This window comes from Bradyrhizobium sp. ISRA436 (assembly GCF_029910015.1).
GTDB lineage: Bacteria > Pseudomonadota > Alphaproteobacteria > Rhizobiales > Xanthobacteraceae > Bradyrhizobium.
In genome coordinates this window covers 2,062,792-2,081,058 of the sequence record NZ_CP094519.1, presented here as the reverse complement: position 1 = coordinate 2,081,058, position 18,267 = coordinate 2,062,792, and the positions used below count along the sequence as shown (strand labels likewise).

At 61.9% G+C, this 18,267-nt stretch carries 18 protein-coding genes, 1 tRNA gene and 3 pseudogenes; 10 read left to right on the top strand and 12 right to left on the bottom strand.

Features of this window, described 5'->3' with window-relative positions:
* Positions 1 to 35: 35 nt before the first annotated feature.
* The 4 genes and pseudogenes from MTX23_RS09845 to MTX23_RS09830 all read right to left on the bottom strand — a co-directional run bounded on the left by MTX23_RS09845 (position 36) and on the right by MTX23_RS09830 (position 2,803).
* A complete protein-coding gene (locus MTX23_RS09845; protein ID WP_280976431.1) occupies positions 36 to 1,049 on the bottom strand; it encodes a hypothetical protein in 1,014 nt (337 codons plus the stop codon).
* Positions 1,050 to 1,204: 155 nt separating this feature from the next.
* Positions 1,205 to 1,932: pseudogene (locus MTX23_RS09840) on the bottom strand (SOS response-associated peptidase family protein).
* 2 nt (positions 1,933 to 1,934) lie between these two features.
* Positions 1,935 to 2,382: pseudogene (locus MTX23_RS09835) on the bottom strand (hypothetical protein).
* 25 nt (positions 2,383 to 2,407) lie between these two features.
* Positions 2,408 to 2,803, bottom strand: coding sequence for a hypothetical protein (locus MTX23_RS09830; protein WP_280978029.1), 396 nt, complete (start codon positions 2,801 to 2,803; stop codon positions 2,408 to 2,410).
* A gap of 139 nt (positions 2,804 to 2,942) precedes the next feature.
* Between MTX23_RS09830 and MTX23_RS09825 the strand changes: the two are divergent.
* The 5 genes and pseudogenes from MTX23_RS09825 (at position 2,943) to MTX23_RS09805 (ending at position 4,902) form a co-directional block, all read left to right on the top strand.
* Positions 2,943 to 3,422 (top strand): annotated as a pseudogene (locus MTX23_RS09825) (Ku protein).
* Positions 3,423 to 3,438: 16 nt separating this feature from the next.
* Positions 3,439 to 3,663 carry a hypothetical protein gene (locus MTX23_RS09820; RefSeq protein WP_280976430.1) on the top strand — a complete coding sequence of 75 codons (225 nt, stop codon included), beginning with the start codon at positions 3,439 to 3,441 and terminating at the stop codon, positions 3,661 to 3,663.
* Between the two features lie 8 nt (positions 3,664 to 3,671).
* Complete coding sequence (locus MTX23_RS09815) at positions 3,672 to 4,160, top strand: cell envelope biogenesis protein TolA (protein WP_280976429.1); 489 nt, start codon at positions 3,672 to 3,674, stop codon at positions 4,158 to 4,160.
* 67 nt (positions 4,161 to 4,227) lie between these two features.
* Complete coding sequence (locus MTX23_RS09810) at positions 4,228 to 4,512, top strand: hypothetical protein (protein WP_280976428.1); 285 nt, start codon at positions 4,228 to 4,230, stop codon at positions 4,510 to 4,512.
* Positions 4,513 to 4,647: 135 nt separating this feature from the next.
* Positions 4,648 to 4,902, top strand: coding sequence for a hypothetical protein (locus MTX23_RS09805; RefSeq protein WP_280976427.1), 255 nt, complete (start codon positions 4,648 to 4,650; stop codon positions 4,900 to 4,902).
* A 207-nt stretch (positions 4,903 to 5,109) separates the two neighbouring features.
* Here the strand turns inward: MTX23_RS09805 and MTX23_RS09800 are convergent, their stop codons facing one another.
* The 6 genes from MTX23_RS09800 to MTX23_RS09775 all read right to left on the bottom strand — a co-directional run bounded on the left by MTX23_RS09800 (position 5,110) and on the right by MTX23_RS09775 (position 10,277).
* Complete coding sequence (locus tag MTX23_RS09800; protein ID WP_280976426.1) at positions 5,110 to 5,724, bottom strand: hypothetical protein; 615 nt, start codon at positions 5,722 to 5,724, stop codon at positions 5,110 to 5,112.
* A gap of 333 nt (positions 5,725 to 6,057) precedes the next feature.
* A tRNA-Lys gene (locus tag MTX23_RS09795) sits at positions 6,058 to 6,133 on the bottom strand.
* 174 nt (positions 6,134 to 6,307) lie between these two features.
* Positions 6,308 to 6,901 carry a Spy/CpxP family protein refolding chaperone gene (locus MTX23_RS09790; protein WP_280976425.1) on the bottom strand — a complete coding sequence of 198 codons (594 nt, stop codon included), beginning with the start codon at positions 6,899 to 6,901 and terminating at the stop codon, positions 6,308 to 6,310.
* A gap of 225 nt (positions 6,902 to 7,126) precedes the next feature.
* Entirely contained in the window at positions 7,127 to 8,410 is a 1,284-nt protein-coding gene (locus MTX23_RS09785) for a TRAP transporter large permease subunit (RefSeq protein ID WP_280976424.1), read from the bottom strand.
* Positions 8,410 to 8,982 (bottom strand): TRAP transporter small permease, encoded by a 573-nt coding sequence (locus MTX23_RS09780; RefSeq protein ID WP_280976423.1) that lies wholly within the window; start codon positions 8,980 to 8,982, stop codon positions 8,410 to 8,412. Before MTX23_RS09780 ends, MTX23_RS09785 begins: the two co-directional genes overlap by 1 nt.
* Positions 8,983 to 9,272: 290 nt before the next feature.
* Positions 9,273 to 10,277 carry a TRAP transporter substrate-binding protein gene (locus tag MTX23_RS09775; protein ID WP_280976422.1) on the bottom strand — a complete coding sequence of 335 codons (1,005 nt, stop codon included), beginning with the start codon at positions 10,275 to 10,277 and terminating at the stop codon, positions 9,273 to 9,275.
* A gap of 671 nt (positions 10,278 to 10,948) precedes the next feature.
* On the opposite strand from MTX23_RS09775, the gene MTX23_RS09770 reads away from it, so the two are divergent.
* A protein-coding gene (locus tag MTX23_RS09770; RefSeq protein WP_280972604.1) for an IS5 family transposase occupies positions 10,949 to 11,703 on the top strand; the annotation gives its coding sequence in 2 pieces (ribosomal slippage) (positions 10,949 to 11,282 and positions 11,282 to 11,703; 756 coding nt in all).
* A 78-nt stretch (positions 11,704 to 11,781) separates the two neighbouring features.
* Positions 11,782 to 13,131 (top strand): IS701 family transposase, encoded by a 1,350-nt coding sequence (locus tag MTX23_RS09765; protein ID WP_280972939.1) that lies wholly within the window; start codon positions 11,782 to 11,784, stop codon positions 13,129 to 13,131.
* A gap of 485 nt (positions 13,132 to 13,616) precedes the next feature.
* Here the strand turns inward: MTX23_RS09765 and MTX23_RS09760 are convergent, their stop codons facing one another.
* A complete protein-coding gene (locus MTX23_RS09760; protein ID WP_280976420.1) occupies positions 13,617 to 14,285 on the bottom strand; it encodes a metalloregulator ArsR/SmtB family transcription factor in 669 nt (222 codons plus the stop codon).
* Between the two features lie 75 nt (positions 14,286 to 14,360).
* Here MTX23_RS09760 and MTX23_RS09755 point away from each other — a divergent pair, with 75 nt between their 5' ends.
* The 3 genes from MTX23_RS09755 (at position 14,361) to MTX23_RS09745 (ending at position 17,065) form a co-directional block, all read left to right on the top strand.
* Positions 14,361 to 15,101, top strand: coding sequence for an MBL fold metallo-hydrolase (locus MTX23_RS09755; RefSeq protein ID WP_280976419.1), 741 nt, complete (start codon positions 14,361 to 14,363; stop codon positions 15,099 to 15,101).
* Between the two features lie 4 nt (positions 15,102 to 15,105).
* Entirely contained in the window at positions 15,106 to 16,377 is a 1,272-nt protein-coding gene (locus tag MTX23_RS09750; RefSeq protein ID WP_280976418.1) for an MFS transporter, read from the top strand.
* A gap of 466 nt (positions 16,378 to 16,843) precedes the next feature.
* Positions 16,844 to 17,065, top strand: coding sequence for a hypothetical protein (locus MTX23_RS09745; RefSeq protein WP_280976417.1), 222 nt, complete (start codon positions 16,844 to 16,846; stop codon positions 17,063 to 17,065).
* Between the two features lie 237 nt (positions 17,066 to 17,302).
* On the opposite strand, the gene copD is transcribed toward MTX23_RS09745, so the two are convergent.
* On the bottom strand, positions 17,303 to 18,235 hold the full coding sequence (gene copD / locus MTX23_RS09740) for a copper homeostasis membrane protein CopD (protein ID WP_280976416.1): 933 nt from the start codon (positions 18,233 to 18,235) through the stop codon (positions 17,303 to 17,305).
* Between the last annotated feature and the right edge of the window lie 32 nt (positions 18,236 to 18,267).

The window sequence follows — 18,267 nt, the reverse complement described above, 5'->3', positions numbered from 1 at the left end:
TTTCGTAACGGTCGCCGTATTGCTTCTTGAGCGCGTCACCGCGCTGTCTTGAGCTTTTCATCGATCACTTGGCCCCGCGTCACGAACTTGATTTCGTCCTTCGAGCCTTCGACGGGCTCCTGCTCGAAGACCTTGTCGAACTTGTCGGTATCGGCGGTTAGTAGCGCGCCGTTGCTGAGTTCGACCGATTTGAAGGCGACGAGGCTCCTGTAGGTGCCGACGTCGAACTGAAAGACTTCCTGCGCGGCGGCGGAGGACCTGAGCTCGTTCTTGATCGCGCTCTTGGCTGCTTCCGAGAGTCCCAGGCGGTTCGCGAAATCGTCGATATTCAGCCGTTGTCCGGCCAGACCGCTCGCGAGCGTCCCGGCGGCGGTCAACTCCTGTTTGATATCGAGAGGCGCCTTCTTCGCCGCGTCCCGGAGCGCGACCGCGAGGCGCCGCGTGCCGGCGGCCGGTGTGGTGGTGAAGTCGGACAGCAGAAAATCGTTGATCCAGTAGTTCGACGGTTCGCCCGACAGCGTGTTGAGTTGCTTGTCGATCGCGCGTCCGGACCAGAAGCCGCCCTGCAGCGACGAGTGCTTGTAGAGCACGGCCTTGTAGGAGGTCTTGCTCTTCATGAAGACGCGTTCGAGGAATTGGACGGACAGCGTGCCCGGCGTCTCGTCGACGTAGATCGCGCTGTCCGTCGGGAAACGGGACAGGACAATCTTGTGATCGCGCCCCTCCTTGCCCGCGATCAGGAACAGCAGGCCGAGGCCCGAACGGCCGTCGCTGTGCTCGGCGAGCCGGTCTGCGATCTTCCGTCCCTTCGGCAAATCCGGCTTGCTCAGATACGCAACGACCAGATCCCTACAATCGTTCTGCTGCTTGCCGTCGGCGGTCGGGCTGAAGGTGATGTCAACGTCGCACTCGGTGTCCGACTTGGCATAGATCCCATTGAGGAGGTCGAACATGCTGCCGGTCAAGGCTACCGTCGTGCCTACTATCTTCGCTTTTCCCGTCGCCTTTCCCGGATGCACCAGAAAGGTATGAATGTGCTGTACAGCCAAGAATCCCCCCGCTCCCCAGTTCGCTCTTTTTGACGCCGAATATAACGACGCAACGTCAGCGAGCACAACGAAAACCGTTGCGGTCGGCGTGGGCGTACTCCCGGCTCCCCTTTTCACGGGCGGATGGCGATCGCGGTGCAACGCGTGTCGGACGGCTAGGACTCCCCGCCCGGGTCTTCCTTCTCGCCGGTCGCGACTATCTTCAGTGCGCCGTCCGGGAGCGGCCGCTGCAGCGTCTTGGCTTCGTCCCACGGCGCGCGCATCCAGACTTCGTGCTCCTCCGTCGTCGTCAGGATCACCGGCATCGCCTTCGGATGCACGCGCTTCACCTCGGCGTTGGGCTCCGCCGCGAGAAAGGCGAAGATGTCGGCGGTGACCTCGCCTTCCTTCGCCTTGCGGACCGACGTCCAGCTGGTCCAGAGGCCCGCGAAGGCCAGTAACGGCCGGCTTTCGTCAGAAGCGAACCAGACCGGTATCTTCTTGCCGTCGATGGTATCGTACTCGCTGAACGAGGTGAACGGCACCAGGCAGCGATGCTCCGGACCCAGCCACCGCTTCCAGTGCGCGCTGTTCACGTTGCGGATGTTGGTCGTTCCGGAGTCAGGCTCCATGCGGAGCAGCTCCTTGAAGTCGACGGTGTTGCCCTTGGCCTGCAGTTTTTCGGCGCGCTTCCTGGTCGCGTCCATGAGCGCCCGCTGCGAGCTCGGCATACCCCACCCGCCATCGCGATCTCGCGCCCGTCGGCGGCGTTGCGCACGACCGGCGCAGGATAGTCCGGAAAGATGCCCGGCATCGAGGGCAGGTTGCCGACCTTGCTGTTTAGCGCCTCAAAGAGACGGCAGATCGCGTCGACGTTCTTCGTCATGGAGTACAGGTTGCACATCGTCAGGTCTCCGGAGCGGCCTGGCGAGGGCGCTGCGTCAATTGTGGCAGCGTGGCCGCCGGGCGGCGATTGGCCTTGGCGCACTTGCTGCAGCGGAGCCGGCTCGCCAGGTCGTGGACGAAGGTGGTCGGCGGATGGCACAGCGCGGCCAGGTCGACATCCCGCTTGGTCTTGCAGCGCGAGCACTCGATCTCGAGCCACGGGTAGCCGCCGTTCAAGGCCTGATCGATCGCCGGGGACGGATCGATCGGCTGGCCGTCGGCCCACATGCGCTCGTTCCAGCTTTCGCATAGCAGCTTGTCCGCCGTCCGGATCAGCCTCGCCCTTGGCCCGTGCCTCGGCGAACTGCGCCGCGAGGATTGTCGTCATCGCGTGTGCCCGGCCGAGCTCCTTGGCAAGCGCCTTGCGGTCGCCGCCGCTGAGAGGAGTCGGGTGGTGTTTCGGTGCCATGGCAGCATCCCGGCCGCGCCAGCGACTACTCGAACGCAGGCCAGCAGCCGTCCTGCTCATGTCGCCCCGTGCGGAACGCGCAAGTGTTGTCCAGCAGGCGTTGGCCGACATCCCGCCAGATCGAGCTCGGACCGTAGAGACGGACGGCGTCGACCTTCTGGATCTCTACGATCCTGCCGCAGCGCCGGCAGCCTATCCTGAGCAGATGCTTAGGAATTTTGTCCAACCGCAGCGCCGCTCCGGAGAGGCCGGTCCTAGCCTCGGCGCGCGGGTCGTCCAGGAGCGCCTGCCAGTATTCCGCCGGCAGATCCGCGTCCGGAGCCAACCCGGGCTTCGGCGGCGCGTTTCTGCCGACGAGAGCGGCCATCTTTTCCATCTGCTTGGGTGTCGGCATGCGCCAGCTCGCGGGTCGGTCCGTCATGACTCTATAGAACATAACAAGAACACGAGAGTCGATACCAGATGCGATAAATATCCGCTTGGGGATCCTCTGCGCTGTCGGAACCATGCCCTGCCGTTCGTCTTGAATCCGGCGCCTGCAATCGGAGTTCTGCGTACTCATGGCCCCTCGCGCGAATTGGAAAGGCTTCCTGAGGCTGTCCCTCGTCACGTGTCCGGTCGCGCTCTATCCGGCAACATCCGAGAGCGAGAAGGTCTCGTTCAACCAGCTCAACAAGCAGACCGGGCATCGGATCAAGTACGTGAAGGTCGATGCGGATACCGGTGACGAGGTGCCGAACGAGGACATCGTCAAGGGCTTTGCCCTCGATAGGACACGTTCATCGAGGTCAGCAAGGAAGAGCTCGAGGAAGCCGATCACTCCGAAGGAGCGGCCGCGCGGCGAAAACGTCGTAGATCTGATGGAGGCGCTGCGGCGGAGCGTCGGCGGCGCCTCGGCGGGACCAAGGCTCCGAAGAAGCCGGCCAAGAAGGCGAAGAAGGCGGCCGGGCAGAAGGAGATGCTGATGCCGATCGGGCAAGAAGCAGGCGAACGAGGCGGCCGCGAAGAAGCCTGCAGGGCGGCAGCGGAAGTCCGCCTGACGCGAAGGAGAGCCGCATGGACATGAATGAAGCATCGGCAATGACGGAAGCCTCCGGGCTCGTCAACGAGCAGGACGGCAGCGAGCCGAGATCCGCAGCGCGCCGGCGACCGCTCCAGGAGCCTTCTCAGGACGTCGCGCTGCGCTGGGCCGAGCGGCTGCGCAAGGTGACGGTAAAGGCGCCCTTGCAGTCGCTATTCATCGCCTTCGTACTCGGCATGTGGGTCGCGCGCCGGCGCTAGTGGGGGGCATGGCCAAGGAGACGGACGATCGGGACGTCGTCGCTGCGACGATGTCGAAGCCGGGCGTGGTGCTCAAGCGGCCGGCTGGTTCAAGCGGACGGTTCTCGGAGCACTCCGATCTGCCGTCCGACCTTGGGACGGAAGGAAGGGGGGCGCGGCGCAGGAAGGAGCAATCGAAGCCGCCGAAGCGCTCCGCTCCCGCGATCAGCGAGCGAGACGCCAAGAAGGCCGCCGCCGATTTCGAGAAGGAGCAGAGGCTCGGCGAGGCCGAGCGCCGGCGCGAGGAGGCCGCCCGACAAAGGGAGCGCGAGCGACGCGAGAAGGCGACGGCGAAGGCGCAGGCGGCGCTGGACAAGGCCGAGCGCGAGCATGCGAAGAGGGCGGCGGACCTTCAGGCCGAAGCCGAAGCTATCGAGAAGCGGTCTCGGGCCGAGGACGACCGCTGGGAAAAGGAACGAGAGCGGCTTCAGGCAGCGCTGCGGCGCGCGCGGGACTAAGTCGCGGTTGGGCAATCCCGGTCCGCGACTTCCCTTAGCCTAGAAGGTTATTCCAACGCCTCGCCGAATGGGCAAACCTAAAGGGCCGCTCCCGGCCGAGGCTCATGAAATCAAGGGACAGTCGATGGCTTCAGACCGACGAAAGAAAGCGAATGACACGAAAAGGAAACCGACCGACGAGGAGAAGAACATTGGGCAGAACATAGGCTTTTTGTTCGAAGAGCTGGGCGAGAACTCGCTCAAGCGCTTTGGCAGCAAGTTTGGCGTTAGTGATGATACGGTCGGTCGCTGGATCAAAAGCGGCACGCGAAGCTTTGATGACACGATAACCATCAAGCGCACTTTTGAGTAGAGGACCAATTCACTTCGCCTCGATCACGAGGACTTTGTCCACTATTTCAGGAACCGCCTGACGGATCCGCCGCCCCTGCCGCAGCCTCAGGCCACCGCCGGCTCATGGAGGAAAACGGTCGAGTTCGCCGCGAAGATGAAAACGCTGGAGCCTCTCTTCCTCTACTACTGGTCCAGCGTGGACGAAGCGATCATCGCCAACCGCTGCAAGCTGACGTTCACCCCGGAGACAGGTATCGGATTTTCGTTCTTCAACCCGCTTCACGAGGGACCGAAATCTTCGACGAAAATCGGAGAACTGGAATTCTCGGGCTATCTCCGCCTGATTGGGAAAGCGATTACCTTGAGGTCTATTCGCACCAAGAAGTGCCGGAACCCGCGTCCGGCATAGGAATGCCAGGTACTCCGACCGCGCCGGCGGTCGCTCGAGGCCGAATGGTTGGATTCCAAACCACTATTCAGCCTCAACCCGCGATAGGCGCAAGAAACCCTTCTGAAGGGAATTCCTACCCTAACCGGCGGCGCACCCTCGATGAGGAAGCTCTTGAGTTCGGAAACGCAGTCACGCAACGCGACGTCAATCGGGCTTCCGCGACCACTACGACGTCGCGACCGCTTCCGCACGCTTCCTCTGGTCACACTGGCGCCCATCCCGACGCTCACCCGCCGCGACTTCATATTTTGGCAGCTTCCGGATCTCCGAAAGCATCACATCGGGCGGCACTTCCCCATAGTCCTCGCCTTCCGTGCGGGGAGCGTGGCCCTGGATCGCGTCTCGCACTTCGGGATCCATCCGGACCGTTCGGGCGACCATCTTAAACCTATGTCTCCATCCGAGGTTCGGGGCGACCGTCGAATCCTTGATGCCGAGACCTCTGACCCACTCGGCCAACTTGTTGCCGACCGAGGCGTAGGTCGGGTTCTTCCGATCGACCTTGCGCTGCCTCTCCAGCGAGTAGAACAACGGCGCATTGCCTCTCTTCTTGCGGGCGAACGCGAGGAAGCCCTGCTCGAGCAGATGGGGATGGAGCAGCACGGTCCGTTCCCGACTCGTCTTCACGGTACCGGCTTCCGGTGTGATGCGGATGCACGGGATTCCGTCGATCAGCTTGACGTCGGATGCCCGTAGTTGGGTGATTTCGTTCACCCGCGCTCCCGAGTAGCAGCAAAGCCACGGCACCCAGCGGCGTGCTGCAGCGTTCTCAGCGCTCATCGGCGCCCGGGCGGCCGAGAGGATGATTGTTGCCTCCTCGTCGATAAAACTCGAATTTTCGGGGTTTTCGCGGGCTTGCTGGCGGAGAGGGAGGGATTCAAACCCCTGATAGCAGGATCCGCTGGACCGGTGAATACTGGTCGACGACCTTCTCGCGCAGTGGCCAGGTCGAACCGGGAGCAAACGTCCGAGCAGGCCGAGCGGGCTCGCCCCTGCGAGGCCCTCAATCACATTGTCGAGAGATGTTTTTCTGTAGCTTAGCATACACCGTTTGAAAAACCGTTTTAGTCCGGCCTTCTCAAACGGTGCGTCCGCGTAAGTCCTTGAAAGGATTGGTGGGCGCACCAGGGCTCGAACCTGGGACCCGCTGATTAAGAGTCAGCTGCTCTACCAACTGAGCTATGCGCCCGGAACTTGTCCGGAAGTGACCCTCGCAAGAGAGCCGCCGTTTAGCAAAGCGAGCCCGGGATGTCCAGCAAGCTCAAGCGAGTTTTCCCGACTTTTGGCAATTTGCTCCGACGGGCAAAAGCCGCCGGATTCCGGCGGCCTTTGCCTGGCTTTGCGCGGACGCCGCAACCGGTGCTCAGAGACGGCCCGACCCCTCCTGGTCCGGGCCGTCGTCGTGGTCGTAACGATCATGGTCATAGCCGCGGCCGCCGCCGTGTTCCCAGCGGTCCATGCCGCGCTCGAAGCGGTGGCGGCGCCACCCCTCGGCGCCGAACCCGTGCCCTTCCATATGGGTGAGCATGGTGAGCCGCCGCCTCTGGTTGTCGTCGAGGATCTTGTAGAGCGGATCGGCGGCATCGGCGATCTTCTTCAGCGACGTCGCGGTCGTCGCCATGTTGTCGGCGCGCTCGCGTAGGCGCGCCACGGGATCGTCCGGCTTCTGCGCATTGTCGGCCTCGTTCTTCTCCGCGGTCATCCGCGCATTGGCGCGATCGATCCGCATCTTGGCGAAATCGCGCACCGCGGCCTCGACCGGCGGCCACAGCTTCTCCTGATCCGCGTTGAGCTTCAGACCGGCGTGGACGGCGGCGATGCGCGCGTCGAGGAAGGCAGCGCGGTCCTCGGGGCTCATCCGCATCTGACCATGGAACCACGGACGATGCTGGGCATAGACCACGGTCGAACCGGCAATCGTGAGTGCCGCGACACCGGCGAGCAGGACTTTCTTCATGCGAACCTCCTTTGAAGGTTGCCTGAAGATGAGGCGCCCGGCCGCCGCCTTCAACTTACGGATTGGACAGAGAGACCTCTCTCACCAAGATATAATCCCTTTCATTGCCCGCCAGAAATAAAGAGCCGCGTTGATCCATGCTTTCGTTTCCCGTCCGAGCACGAACTTTTCGGAAGACCGCGAGACGCCCTGCGCTCACGCGGCCTTCCGGCTTGCGGATCCGCGCTAGATCATTCCCAGCAATCGCGGCAGCCACAGCGAGATCTCTGGCACATAGGTGATGAGACCGAGGAACACCAGCATCGCGCACAGCCATGGCAGCACCGAGACCGTGATCTCGCTGATCCCCATCTTGGCGATACTGCTCGCGATGTAGAGATTGAGGCCGACCGGCGGATGGCACAATCCGACCTCGGTGTTGACGATCATCAGGATGCCGAGATGCACCGGATTGACGCCGAGCTTGGTCGCCAGCGGGTACAGGATCGGCGCCATGATCAGGAGGATCGACGACGGATCCATCACGTTGCCGGCGAGCAGCAGGATGACGTTGACGACCAGAAGGAACATCCAGACCGAGAAATTCTTGTCGATGATCCAGGCGGCCATCTCCTGCGGGATCTGCTCATGCGTCATCAGGAACGAGAACAGCACCGCGTTGGTGATGATGTAGAGCAGCATCGAACTCATGCTCGCCGCCTGCAGCAGCACCTTCGGCACCTCGGAGAGCTTGAGCTCCTTGTAGACGAACACCGTGATGAAGAAGGCGTAGGTCGCGGCGACCGCGGCCGCCTCGGTCGGCGTGAAGATGCCGCCATAGATGCCGCCGAGCACAAGCACGATCAACAGCAGGCCCCAGATGCTCTCGCGGAACGCCTTGAACTGCTGGGCGATCGTTGCGCGCGGCATCTTCGGATAGCCGTTGCGCTGCGCGACGAAGAAGGTCACGCCGGCCAGCATCAGCGCGAGCAGCACGCCCGGCACGATGCCCGCCATGAACAGCGCGCCGATCGAGGTGTTGGTGGAGACGCCGTACAGCACCAGGATGATCGAGGGCGGCACCAGGATGCCGAGCGCGCCCGAGGTCGAGATCACGCCGACGCCGAAGCGGCGCGGATAGCCGTGATCGACCATCGCCGGCATCATGATCGAGCCGATCGCGACCACGGTGGCGACGCTCGAGCCGGAAATCGCCGCAAACATCGCGCAGGCAGCGACGCCCGCGAGCCCGAGGCCGCCGGGCAGATGGCCGACCAGCGAGGTCGTGAACGCGATCATGCGCCGCGCGACGCCGCCGCGGGTCAGGAAGGTGCCGGCAAGAATGAAGAACGGGATCGCCATGATGCCGAAATTGTCGAGGCCCGAAAACAGCTTCAGGCCGACGCTCTCGATCGGCACCTCCGTCATGGTGAACAGGAAGGTGAGCACGGTCAGGCCGAGCGAAATCGAGATCGGCATGCCCGTCAGCATCAGGGCAAACAGCAGTCCGAAGATCAGTGCGGCGCTCATCACGCTTCTCCAAGCGCGATCGGCGCGTTTTTGCTGGTCTCGACACCGTCGACATGGGAGGCGTCATGGTGCGGCAGGTCGTCGGTCCACCAGTAGTTCCAGCACACCTGCAGGAAGCGGAAGCACATCAGGTAGGAGCCGAGCGGGATGCAGGCGTAGACGATCCAGCTCGGAATCTCCATGTCCGGCGAGACCTGATCGGTGTGCATCAGCTCAATGACGAACTTGGCGCCCATCGTGCCGACGATGCCGGTGAACAGCGCACCGCCGAGCAGGCCGAAGGTGATGGTGCGCTTGCGCCAGTAATCGTTGAGGCGATTGATCAGCACGTCGACGCCTACATGGACACCGGCGCGCACGCCGTAGGCGGCGCCGAACTTCGCCATCCAGATGAACATGTAGATGCAGAGTTCCTGCGACCAGGCGAGATTGATGCCGAACAGGTACGGATAGAGGAACGGCACGTCCACCAGGAAGCGGTGCATGACGGTGACGAAGGTGAGCACCGTCGCGGCGCCCATCAGGCTCGCGATGATGATTTCCTCAAGCCTGTCGAGAATTTTGAGCAGCATTGATCTCCCCAGTCATGGCCGGACACGGCAACCGGCCACGCCCAGTTGCCGCGGCCTGATCCAGCCGCGGCGCTCATTAGATTTGCGAGAGGGTTCTCGACTGAGAGGCCCATCCGCGAACTCGTTGCACCTCTCCCGCTTGCGGGGGAGGTCGTATCGCATCGAAGATGCGATACGGGTGGGGGCTCTCTCCAACGGAATGACTCGCGGAGATAGCCCCCACCCCAACCCTCCCCCGCAAGCGGGAGAGGGGGCGCACCGCCTTCCTGGCGGCTATTAGGCTATTCGCCTTAGTTCATCGGGCCGCGGCCCGTTTCCTTCAGGAACTCGTCGATCAAGGGCTGGCCGACGCGCGACGCGACTTCCTTGTAGACCGGCAGCATCGCCTTGCGCATCGCCTCGTTCTGCTCCGGCGTCAGGCTGATGATCTCGGTCTTTCCGGCCTTCTTGATCGCTTCAAGCGCATCGTCGTTTTCCTTGGCGGACTGGCTGTTGCCGAATTCGGTCGCCTCCTTCATCGCCTTGGACAGCTCGTCCCGGATATCGGCCGGCAGGCCGTCCCAGAACTTCTTGTTCACGATCACGACGTAGCCGATATAACCGTGGTTGGTGACGGTGGCGTATTTCTGCACCTCGTGCATCTTCTGGGTGTAGATGTTCGACCAGGTGTTCTCCTGGCCGTCCACGACGCCGGTCTGCAGCGCCTGGTAGACGTCCGAGAACGCCATCACCTGCGGGATCGCGCCGAGCGATCGGAACTGGGCTTCCAGCACCTTCGACGACTGGATGCGGAACTTCAGCCCCTTGTAGTCGGCGGGCGCGACGAGCTTCTTGTTGGCGCTCATCTGCTTGAAGCCGTTGTCCCAGTAAGCAAGGCCGGTCATGCCCTTGGAATCCAGCTTCTTGAGCAGCTTGGCGCCGAGCGGGCCGTCGGTCACTTTCCGCAGCGCTTTCAGGTCGGGCAGGATGTAGGGCAGATCGAACACCTCGAATTCCTTGATGCCGATCGGCCCGAACTTCGAGTTCGACGGCGCCAGCATCTGGACTGCGCCGAGCTGCAGCGCCTCGAGTTCTTCCTTGTCCTTGTAGAGCGTCGAGTTCGGATAGACCTCAACCTTGACCTTGCCGTTGGTGTACTTCTCGGCGAGTTCCTTGAACTTTTCCGCCGCCTTGCCCTTCGGCGTGTCCGAGGCGACCACGTGGCTGAACTTGATGATGATCGGCGATTGGGCCGACGCCGGCCCCACAAAAGTCAGTGCCGCGATCGAAACCGCAGCCAAGATCAGTTTACGCATCTATCCTCCCGCGCAATTGCGGGGCACGAACCGCCGGCCCCGAGACATCCGGCCGCACCATTACAGAGAAGCTTCGGCGAATGCCATTGCCCCTTTAGCAGGGTTTGATTTTCATCATTGCTGCACTGCAAAAGCGTGCAGCGGTATCCACGTCTGCGCGCCGGTGTAAGCGAACGACACCGAAACGCGTGGTCCGCTGTGCCCGGCGGAGGCGCTGCCGTCAATGTGGGGTTCGGAAATGGCGGGTTCGCGCGGCACGAACGCTGTCGCCGGTTCAGGGCCGGGATGACGCCGAGAATGTGGTGCATCTTTCCGGTCATACACCAGCATTCTCGCGACACGAACTGTCCGAGCTTGCATCTCGTTCCGCCCTCTCAATCAGCAGAGGGCGCAGGGAAAGCCGGGTGCCGATCGCACCCATGGGTCCCGAGCAAATGGAAAGCTCGGGAGGTAGGACCACAGGTGAAACCGGAGCAATCCCGGCTTTCCCTGCGCGATGGGTTACGGCTTATACGTGCTCTCCCCGGCGAGACTGGGCTTTGTTGTCACCGTCATCAGTGAAAGCTCTTGCCCCCACTGACGAGACACCTGCCACTAAGGTTTGTACTCAATCAGATGTATAATTTTACGTGGAGATATGATTCAAGCTCTGCATTTGCGGGGCTTGGATCATGGCGGGCGAGTTTTGGTTGAATGATCGGCAGTGGGCAGCAATCGAGCCCTTGCTGCCGCAAAATCAGCCCGGCGCTCGTCGAGTCGATGATCGCCGCGTGATCAGTGGCATCATCCATGTGTTGAAGTCCGGCTGCCGCTGGCGCGATTGCCCGGCAGTGTTCGGCCCTTACACGACCGTCTACAATCGCTGGAACCGCTGGTCGCGGCGCGAGGTCTGGCGCAATCTGTTCGAAGCACTTCGGGGCCTGTCGCCCGATGACGACTTCCAGGCCATCGATTCCACGACCGCCAAGGCGCACCGTGCGGCGGCCGGTGGAAAAGGGGGGCGGAGGCTCAGGCCATCGGTCGTTCCCGCGGTGGCAGGACCACCAAGATCCACGCCGTCTGCGACAGTCTCGGACGCGCCATCGCGCTCGAAGTAACGCCAGGTCAGCGTGGTGACATCCGCGCGGCGCTGCCCCTGCTCAGCTCTCTGCCACCACCGCGTTGCTGTGCGGCCGACACGGCCTATGACGCGAACGAACTGCGGCAATTCCTCATCGAACGGGGAACAACCCCGGTCATCCCAAACAATCCCACCCGAAAACGCTTCCATCCGTTCGACCGCGCCGCATACAAGCGGCGCAACCTCGTCGAGCGCATGTTTTGCAGGCTCAAGGACTGGCGGCGCATTGCAACCCGCTATGACAAGCTCGCCAGAAACTTCCTCTCGGCCGTCAATCTTGCTGCCGCTATCATTTGGTGGACCTGATTGAGTCCGGACCTTAGCACTACTTTGGCAGATTATCGCTTTTACTGCGTTTTTTAGGATTCCCGAATCGATTTTTCAATGATTCATGGGTGGTCGGCTCTCGGAGGGCTGACCATGGCGGAGTGGGAAGACGAACTCGAACGCTGGCTGAAGCCGTTCCTGGATCGGTTGGGTCATAGGACCCGGCGGCGGATGTGTCCATTGTACGTTGCGGGATTGATCGGTCCCGGCGACCGCAAAAGCGTTCAGCCGATGGCGGAGCGCCTTGCCGCGGGCAACTACGATCAGTTGCACCATTTCATTGCCGACGGTGTCTGGGACGCGACTCCGCTGGAATCTGAACTGTTAAATCAGGCCGACCGGCTTGTCGGCGGCAAGGACGCGGTGCTCGTTATTGACGACACCGCAATGCCGAAGAAGGGCGAACGCTCGGTTGGCGTCGCGCCTCAATATGCGTCCTCTCTTGGCAAAACGGCAAATTGCCAAACGCTGGTGTCGCTGACCCTTGCGCGCGGCGAAGTGCCAGTAATGGTCGCGCTGCGTCTCTTTTTGCCCGAAAGCTGGACGAGCAATGTGTCTCGTTTGAAGCGTGCTCGCGTGCCGATCGAACACCGAACGGCACGATCCAAGCCGGAAATTGCTTTGGCCGAGGTTGACCGAGCGATGGCAGCCAACGTGCGCTTTGGATGCGTGCTGGCGGATGCAGGATACGGGCTTAGCGCACCGTTTCGACAGGGGCTAACAGAACGCGGCCTGGCCTGGGCCGTCGGCATCCCTCGGCATCTCAAGGTGTATCCGGTTGATGTACAGCTCATTTGGCCGATTACCAAAGTCCGCGGGAAGCCACGAAAGCACCACGTACCAGATGTCTTATCGATTGCGGCAGAACAAATGCTGGCCAGCGCCAAATGGAAAACCGTGAGTTGGCGCAGCGGAACGAAAGGTCGTCTGACAGCCCGATTTGCTGCTGTCCGTGTCCGCACCGCCGACGGCCCTCCGCAGCGGATTTGGGACAAGGGTCAGCAGCATCTCCCAGGCGACGAGGCCTGGCTCATTGGCGAGCAACGCGCCTCCGGGGAGAAGAAATACTATCTCGCCAATCTCCCGGCGGCGACGGATCTGCGCACGCTGGCCGCAACCATCAAGGCACGGTGGATTTGTGAGCAGGCGCATCAGCAGTTGAAGGAGGAGCTTGGACTGGATCACTTCGAAGGGCGATCATGGCAAGGTCTTCATCGCCACGCCCTGATGACCATGATTGCCTACGCCTTCCTGCAACATCGTCGCCTCGCACACGCGGGGCGGAAAAAAAAGAATCAACGGGCCTCCGCCTCAACCAACCATGCCCGCCGTACGTCACGCCATCGTCGATCTCATCCTTCGGCCGCCGTCTCAGCAGTGCCCATATTGCCGAAAGCAAATCCTTGAAAAGCAGTCGCGCAAACACATTCTGCCAAAGTAGTGTTAGGGCGTCAGGCCTGCACGACTTCACCGTCCGCTATCTGCCACGCTCGTCAGCCGTGACATCGGCGTCCACCGCATCTCGACCCAACACTCGTGACGATCGCGAAGCGCCCCTCAAGCGGGTGAGACGCGACATTCATACACTGAGTTGCAATTCTAAAAAACAGAAATATTTTTGATGCGGGGACTTGACGGGTTTTGCTGAGTTGCCCGTCGCGTCCAATCGGCAACAGGCTTCCGGGCGAAAGTGGCGCCCTGCGGCGCGTGGGCGAGTTACCGCCTGTGCTCACAAGTCCGGAAAGGGCCGATAGGCTCAGCCGCGTTCTCGCACTCGCTCAAAAGCGGACCTTTCCGGCTGGCCATCAACACGGGGGACGCAACACTCGTCAGCAGAGATCCTCCGTGCATATCGCCCGTCAAGTTTTCCGATATAGTTAGATCCGCTTGGCTCAAGCAGCAGATTCGACCGGCAGGCCTGCGGCCTTCCATTCGGGGTATCCATCCTCGAGCCGGCGGACGGAATAGCCCTGGGCCCTGAGCGCCGCGACGGCTTCAATCGAAAAGACGCAATAGGGACCACGGCAATAGGCGATCACTTCGCGGCTTTTTGGAATTTCCGCCAAGCGTCGCTCCAGTTCCGCGAGCGGTATGTTGAGCGCGCCAGGGAGATGACCAAGCGCGAACTCGTCCTCGGGGCGCACATCTAGCACCGTCACCAGATGGTCGTGCAACCTGGCGACCAAATCCTCTCGCGACACAGGTTCGAGCGCATCTCGGGCGTGAAAGTAATCAGCAACGACGCTGCTGATTTCGGCAATGTTCCGTTCACCCACGCGACCCAGGGCTTTGAGCAGCGTAACCACTTCAGTCTCGCCGGCCAGGCGATAGAGAACGTGTTTGCCGCGCCGCGTCGTCTCTACGAGGCGTGCTCGCCTGAGAATCTGCAAGTGTCTCGATGTATTGGCGAAGGTCAGATGCGCCCGGGCAGATAGCTCCTCGACGCTGCGCACGCCCTGCGCCAAATGTTCCAACAACTCCAGCCGGTGCGGATGGCCGAGCGCCTGCGCCACCTCGGCGAGGTTCTCATAGATCGCTTGTTTCGGCCCGATGCTTGACACGTCATCTCCTGGATATATCATTCAGCTGATCGATTGAATGTTAATCTACGTTCTCTGATAGAGGAGTGCAAGCCCATGATCCTGCGTCAATTCTTGCACAATAGCCCCGTTGGCATTTCGTACCTTTTCGGCTGCGGCGGCAAGGCCGCGGGTGCGGTGGTTGATCCGGTCGGTGACATCCAGCCCTATCTGCAAGCTGCCGACAACGCCGGGATGCGAATTCACTTCGTCGTCGACACGCATGTTCATGCCGACCATCTCTCGGCGGGTCGAGCCCTCGCCGACGCGGCAGGGGCCGAATACGTGCTATCGACGGAGGCAGGCGTATCATTCTCATACAAGGGCGTGCGGGACGGCGAGGTTCTCCCGCTTGGCAACGTCTCAGCGACGGTGCTGCACACCCCAGGCCACACACCCGAGCACATCTGCCTTCTCGTGACAGATCGAACGCGCGCCAACGAACCCTGGTTCGTCTTGACTGGCCACACGCTGATGGTCGGCGATCTCGGCCGCACCGAACTCGCCGCCAATGCCGAAGAAGGCGCAAGGCAACTGTTCTGCAGCGCGCGCAGACTGAAAGGCCTTCCCGACTATGTGGACGTCATGCCCGGCGCTTATGCGGGCTCGGTCTGTGGTCGCCGCCTCAGCGGAAAGCCGTGGTCCACCATCGGCTTCGAGAAGCGGCACAACCAGGCGCTCATGATCGAGGACGAGGCCGAGTTTGTCCGGTTCATGGTCGCGGAGATTCCGCCGGCGCCGCCAGAAGCCGCGCAGATCAGAGCCGCCAATGCAGGTGTCACGGCTGCTACGGCCTGATTCCATGAGCGAAGCAGTGTCCGCGCCGCAAGCGGCCCCATCGGTTCGGCTAGGGCTCCGGGAGAACTGGCCACAGTTCGCGCTGCTGCTCCTGATCAACGCGTTCGTCGGCGGGATGGTCGGGATCGAGCGAACCGTCGTGCCGCTGATCGGTGCCGAGGAATTCAGGATCGGCTCGACGACGCTTGTCGTCTCCTTCATCGTCAGCTTCGGCGTCGTGAAGGCGTGCGCCAACCTGATCTCCGGCCAGCTGGCCGACGCCTGGGGACGCAAGCGTGTTCTCATCCTCGGTTGGCTGGTCGGCCTGCCGGTGCCCTTCATGATCATCTGGGCGCCGAGTTGGAAATGGGTCGTCGCCGCCAACGCCCTTCTGGGCATCAACCAGGGTTTTGCCTGGTCGATGACCGTGATCATGAAGATCGATCTGGTTGGGCCCAGGTCGCGCGGTTTGGCGGTGGGCCTGAACGAGTTCGCCGGTTATCTCGCAGTCGGCGTGACCGCATATCTCACTGGATACATTGCGTCGGAATCGGGGCTGCGGCCGGCGCCGATCTATCTCGGTGTTGCCTATGCGATGCTCGGCTTCGCGCTCTCGATCTTGCTGGTACGCGACACCCGCGATCATGTTCGGCTCGAGACTGCGGGCCATGCGCGGCAGGTGGTTCCCATCAGTTTTAGGGAGATCTTCCTCCTCACCTCATTCAAGGATCGCAACCTGTTCGCCGCATGTCAGGCCGGACTCGTCAACAACCTGAATGACGGTATGAGCTGGGGCATCTTTCCGCTGTTCTTCGTGTCCTTTGGCCTCTCGGTCGAACGCATCGGTATTCTGAAAGCGATCTATCCGGCAACCTGGGGCATCCTGCAGACTGCAACAGGCCCGCTGTCGGACCGCTGGGGCCGCAAGGGGCTGATCACAGCCGGCATGTGGATCCAGGCTGCAGGCCTATTCCTGACCGCCGTGACCAGCCATTTCGAGTGGTGGCTGGTCGGCAGCCTGCTCCTCGGAATTGGCACGGCCATGGTTTACCCGAGCCTGATCGCTGCCGTCTCCGACGCATCGCATCCGAGTTGGCGCGCCCGCTCGCTCAGCGTCTACCGCTTCTGGCGCGATCTCGGCTACGCGATCGGCGCGCTGTCGGCGGGCATTGTCGCCGACCAATTCGGGCTTGCAGCGGCGATCATCGCGATCGCCGCGCTCACCCTCATCTCCGGCGTCGTCGTCGCGGTGCTCATGCGCGAACGTGCTGGTTCGGGAACTGCCACAGGCACCTAGGCCGCCGCAAAAGCGAATTAATGGAAGAAGTAGGCGTGGCGAGATGTTTCGCGGGAGCATCCTGATCGTCGCCCTCGTATCAGTACAGTATTGCCCCCTCGCCCACGCGCGATAACGGCCGCTATGCGCGCTCGCCATTGAGGACGCAGTTCGAGCATCTCTCGAGCAGAAAAAGTCCATGCCGTGCGTTGAATGCACGGAGAAGCGGGTAGCCTGCCGCGAAGACTTGACGGACTTTTGCTGAGTTGCTCGCCGTGTCCAATCGGCAACAGGCTTCCAGGCTAACCGCCGCTCCATCCCGCCCGGCGGAGGCACCAGCGCTCTTCCAAGGCACTTCTTAGGAAGCCCGTTCCCAAGATCTGCCACCCGATCCGTCTAAAGACTCAGGGGCCGCTTTTAGGGTTCTCGGCCCGTGAACGAAGTTCCGTGGTATAACCGGAACCCACGTCATGGATGGGGCGGGCCAATGCCGATCAACCGCATGCTGAAAACCGGCAAATATACGCCTGAGGAAATTGAGATTTTGAACAAAGCTTTCGACCTTGCCTTACGCTCGATGGGCCTCGTTGATCGCAATGATCCGCTTTGCGAGATGGTGGCTCGCAAGGTTATCGAGGCTGGCGCAACCGGCATGAGTGAGCCGAAAGAGATAGCGGACACGGCCGTAGCCAGGATTGGCCTCCGATAACGCCGCTCCAGGTGGAGGCCCGCGCCTGTTGGAGTGCCGGCCAGCAAGCCTGCGCGCGGATGAAACAAGATCTGAGTTGCCCCGTGTCGCGCTACGGGGGCGGGCGCAGATCGATCGCAAACGGACGACTGTCCTGCCATGTCTCCTTCGACGCCATCACTTCAAGCGGGACCGCTTCGGACAAGACGTGGACTTCGAAATCTTTGCGGCGAGAACAGTAGCTTCGATAGTAGCTAGTCACCGAGAGGTTGTGAGATTGACCAAGTGAGTGGCCGGATGCAAGGTTCCGAGCACCGCGACAATAACAAGGATGCCCAGTCCGAGCGCTGTCTCAATCGCACTGTTACGGATCAGGTGATGAAGCGCGCGAGACGGTTGTTCTTTTCCGGTAGAGACGAGCTGTGGCGTCAAGCGAAACCGGTTGATAGCGGCGAAGGCGAGCATCACCGCGAACATCGCAATTTTGAACATCAGCAGGCGCCCATATTCGGTGGCCACCAGCCCATAGAACGAGCCGACCAGAATGGCGCCGTTGACAATGCCACTGAGCAGGATGATGGCCACGCAAACCACGCCCATCGTCGAAAATCGTCCGATGGCATGCCGGACGAGCGATATGTTTTCGCGTACCTGGACGGTCGTCAGGAAGGTGATCAGTGAGACCAGACCGCCGATCCAGGCTGCCGCAGCAACGACGTGCAGCGCGTCTGCCGTGAGATGCAGGTAGCCGGCCATGCCAACAGTCGAGCCGGCGTGGCCGGTCCAGGCAAGGCTGCCGGCAAGCCCGGTCGCCGCCGCAAGCCCTAGCCATTGTGCGGCTACCGCACGGTTATAGATGAGGCAGACGGCCAGGCAGATCGCCAGACCTGCGCGAATGATCGTCACCCGACCGAACTGAGTTTCGTTGAGCACCGTCGACAGCATGTCTGCCGTCAGAGCCTCGTTGAAGGGCTTTCCACTCATCGACGACGTTTGCAGCAACAGCCACAACAGGCCCGAGATCACCGCCACGACAAGGCAGGCCCATGTTCCCCGCCGCGCTCGCTCCCGGAATAAAATCGCCACCGTCGCATGGTGCTGCAAGACAGGGCCAGCGATGAGCACCCCGAAGATAACGCTTCCAACCGCCACCGCGGTCGCCGCGAAGTGCACGGCGCGCGTCGCGACCATCGGCGCTCCAGCTGCGGACCAATCCATCGCAA

What these genes read in the sequence shown, in the direction of transcription:
- MTX23_RS09805 (WP_280976427.1), top strand. Translation starts at nt 4,648, where the DNA reads ATGAAAACGCTGGAGCCTCTCTTCCTCTACTACTGGTCCAGCGTGGAC.
- MTX23_RS09745 (WP_280976417.1), top strand. Translation starts at nt 16,844, where the DNA reads ATGCCGATCAACCGCATGCTGAAAACCGGCAAATATACGCCTGAGGAA.
- MTX23_RS09800 (WP_280976426.1), bottom strand. Translation starts at nt 5,724, where the DNA reads ATGAGCGCTGAGAACGCTGCAGCACGCCGCTGGGTGCCGTGGCTTTGC.
- MTX23_RS09765 (WP_280972939.1), top strand. Translation starts at nt 11,782, where the DNA reads ATGATTCATGGGTGGTCGGCTCTCGGAGGGCTGACCATGGCGGAGTGG.
- MTX23_RS09815 (WP_280976429.1), top strand. Translation starts at nt 3,672, where the DNA reads ATGGCCAAGGAGACGGACGATCGGGACGTCGTCGCTGCGACGATGTCG.
- MTX23_RS09775 (WP_280976422.1), bottom strand. Translation starts at nt 10,277, where the DNA reads ATGCGTAAACTGATCTTGGCTGCGGTTTCGATCGCGGCACTGACTTTT.
- MTX23_RS09790 (WP_280976425.1), bottom strand. Translation starts at nt 6,901, where the DNA reads ATGAAGAAAGTCCTGCTCGCCGGTGTCGCGGCACTCACGATTGCCGGT.
- MTX23_RS09820 (WP_280976430.1), top strand. Translation starts at nt 3,439, where the DNA reads ATGGACATGAATGAAGCATCGGCAATGACGGAAGCCTCCGGGCTCGTC.
- MTX23_RS09780 (WP_280976423.1), bottom strand. Translation starts at nt 8,982, where the DNA reads ATGCTGCTCAAAATTCTCGACAGGCTTGAGGAAATCATCATCGCGAGC.
- MTX23_RS09785 (WP_280976424.1), bottom strand. Translation starts at nt 8,410, where the DNA reads ATGAGCGCCGCACTGATCTTCGGACTGCTGTTTGCCCTGATGCTGACG.
- MTX23_RS09750 (WP_280976418.1), top strand. Translation starts at nt 15,106, where the DNA reads ATGAGCGAAGCAGTGTCCGCGCCGCAAGCGGCCCCATCGGTTCGGCTA.
- MTX23_RS09810 (WP_280976428.1), top strand. Translation starts at nt 4,228, where the DNA reads ATGGGCAAACCTAAAGGGCCGCTCCCGGCCGAGGCTCATGAAATCAAG.
- copD (WP_280976416.1), bottom strand. Translation starts at nt 18,235, where the DNA reads ATGGTCGCGACGCGCGCCGTGCACTTCGCGGCGACCGCGGTGGCGGTT.
- MTX23_RS09755 (WP_280976419.1), top strand. Translation starts at nt 14,361, where the DNA reads ATGATCCTGCGTCAATTCTTGCACAATAGCCCCGTTGGCATTTCGTAC.
- MTX23_RS09830 (WP_280978029.1), bottom strand. Translation starts at nt 2,803, where the DNA reads ATGACGGACCGACCCGCGAGCTGGCGCATGCCGACACCCAAGCAGATG.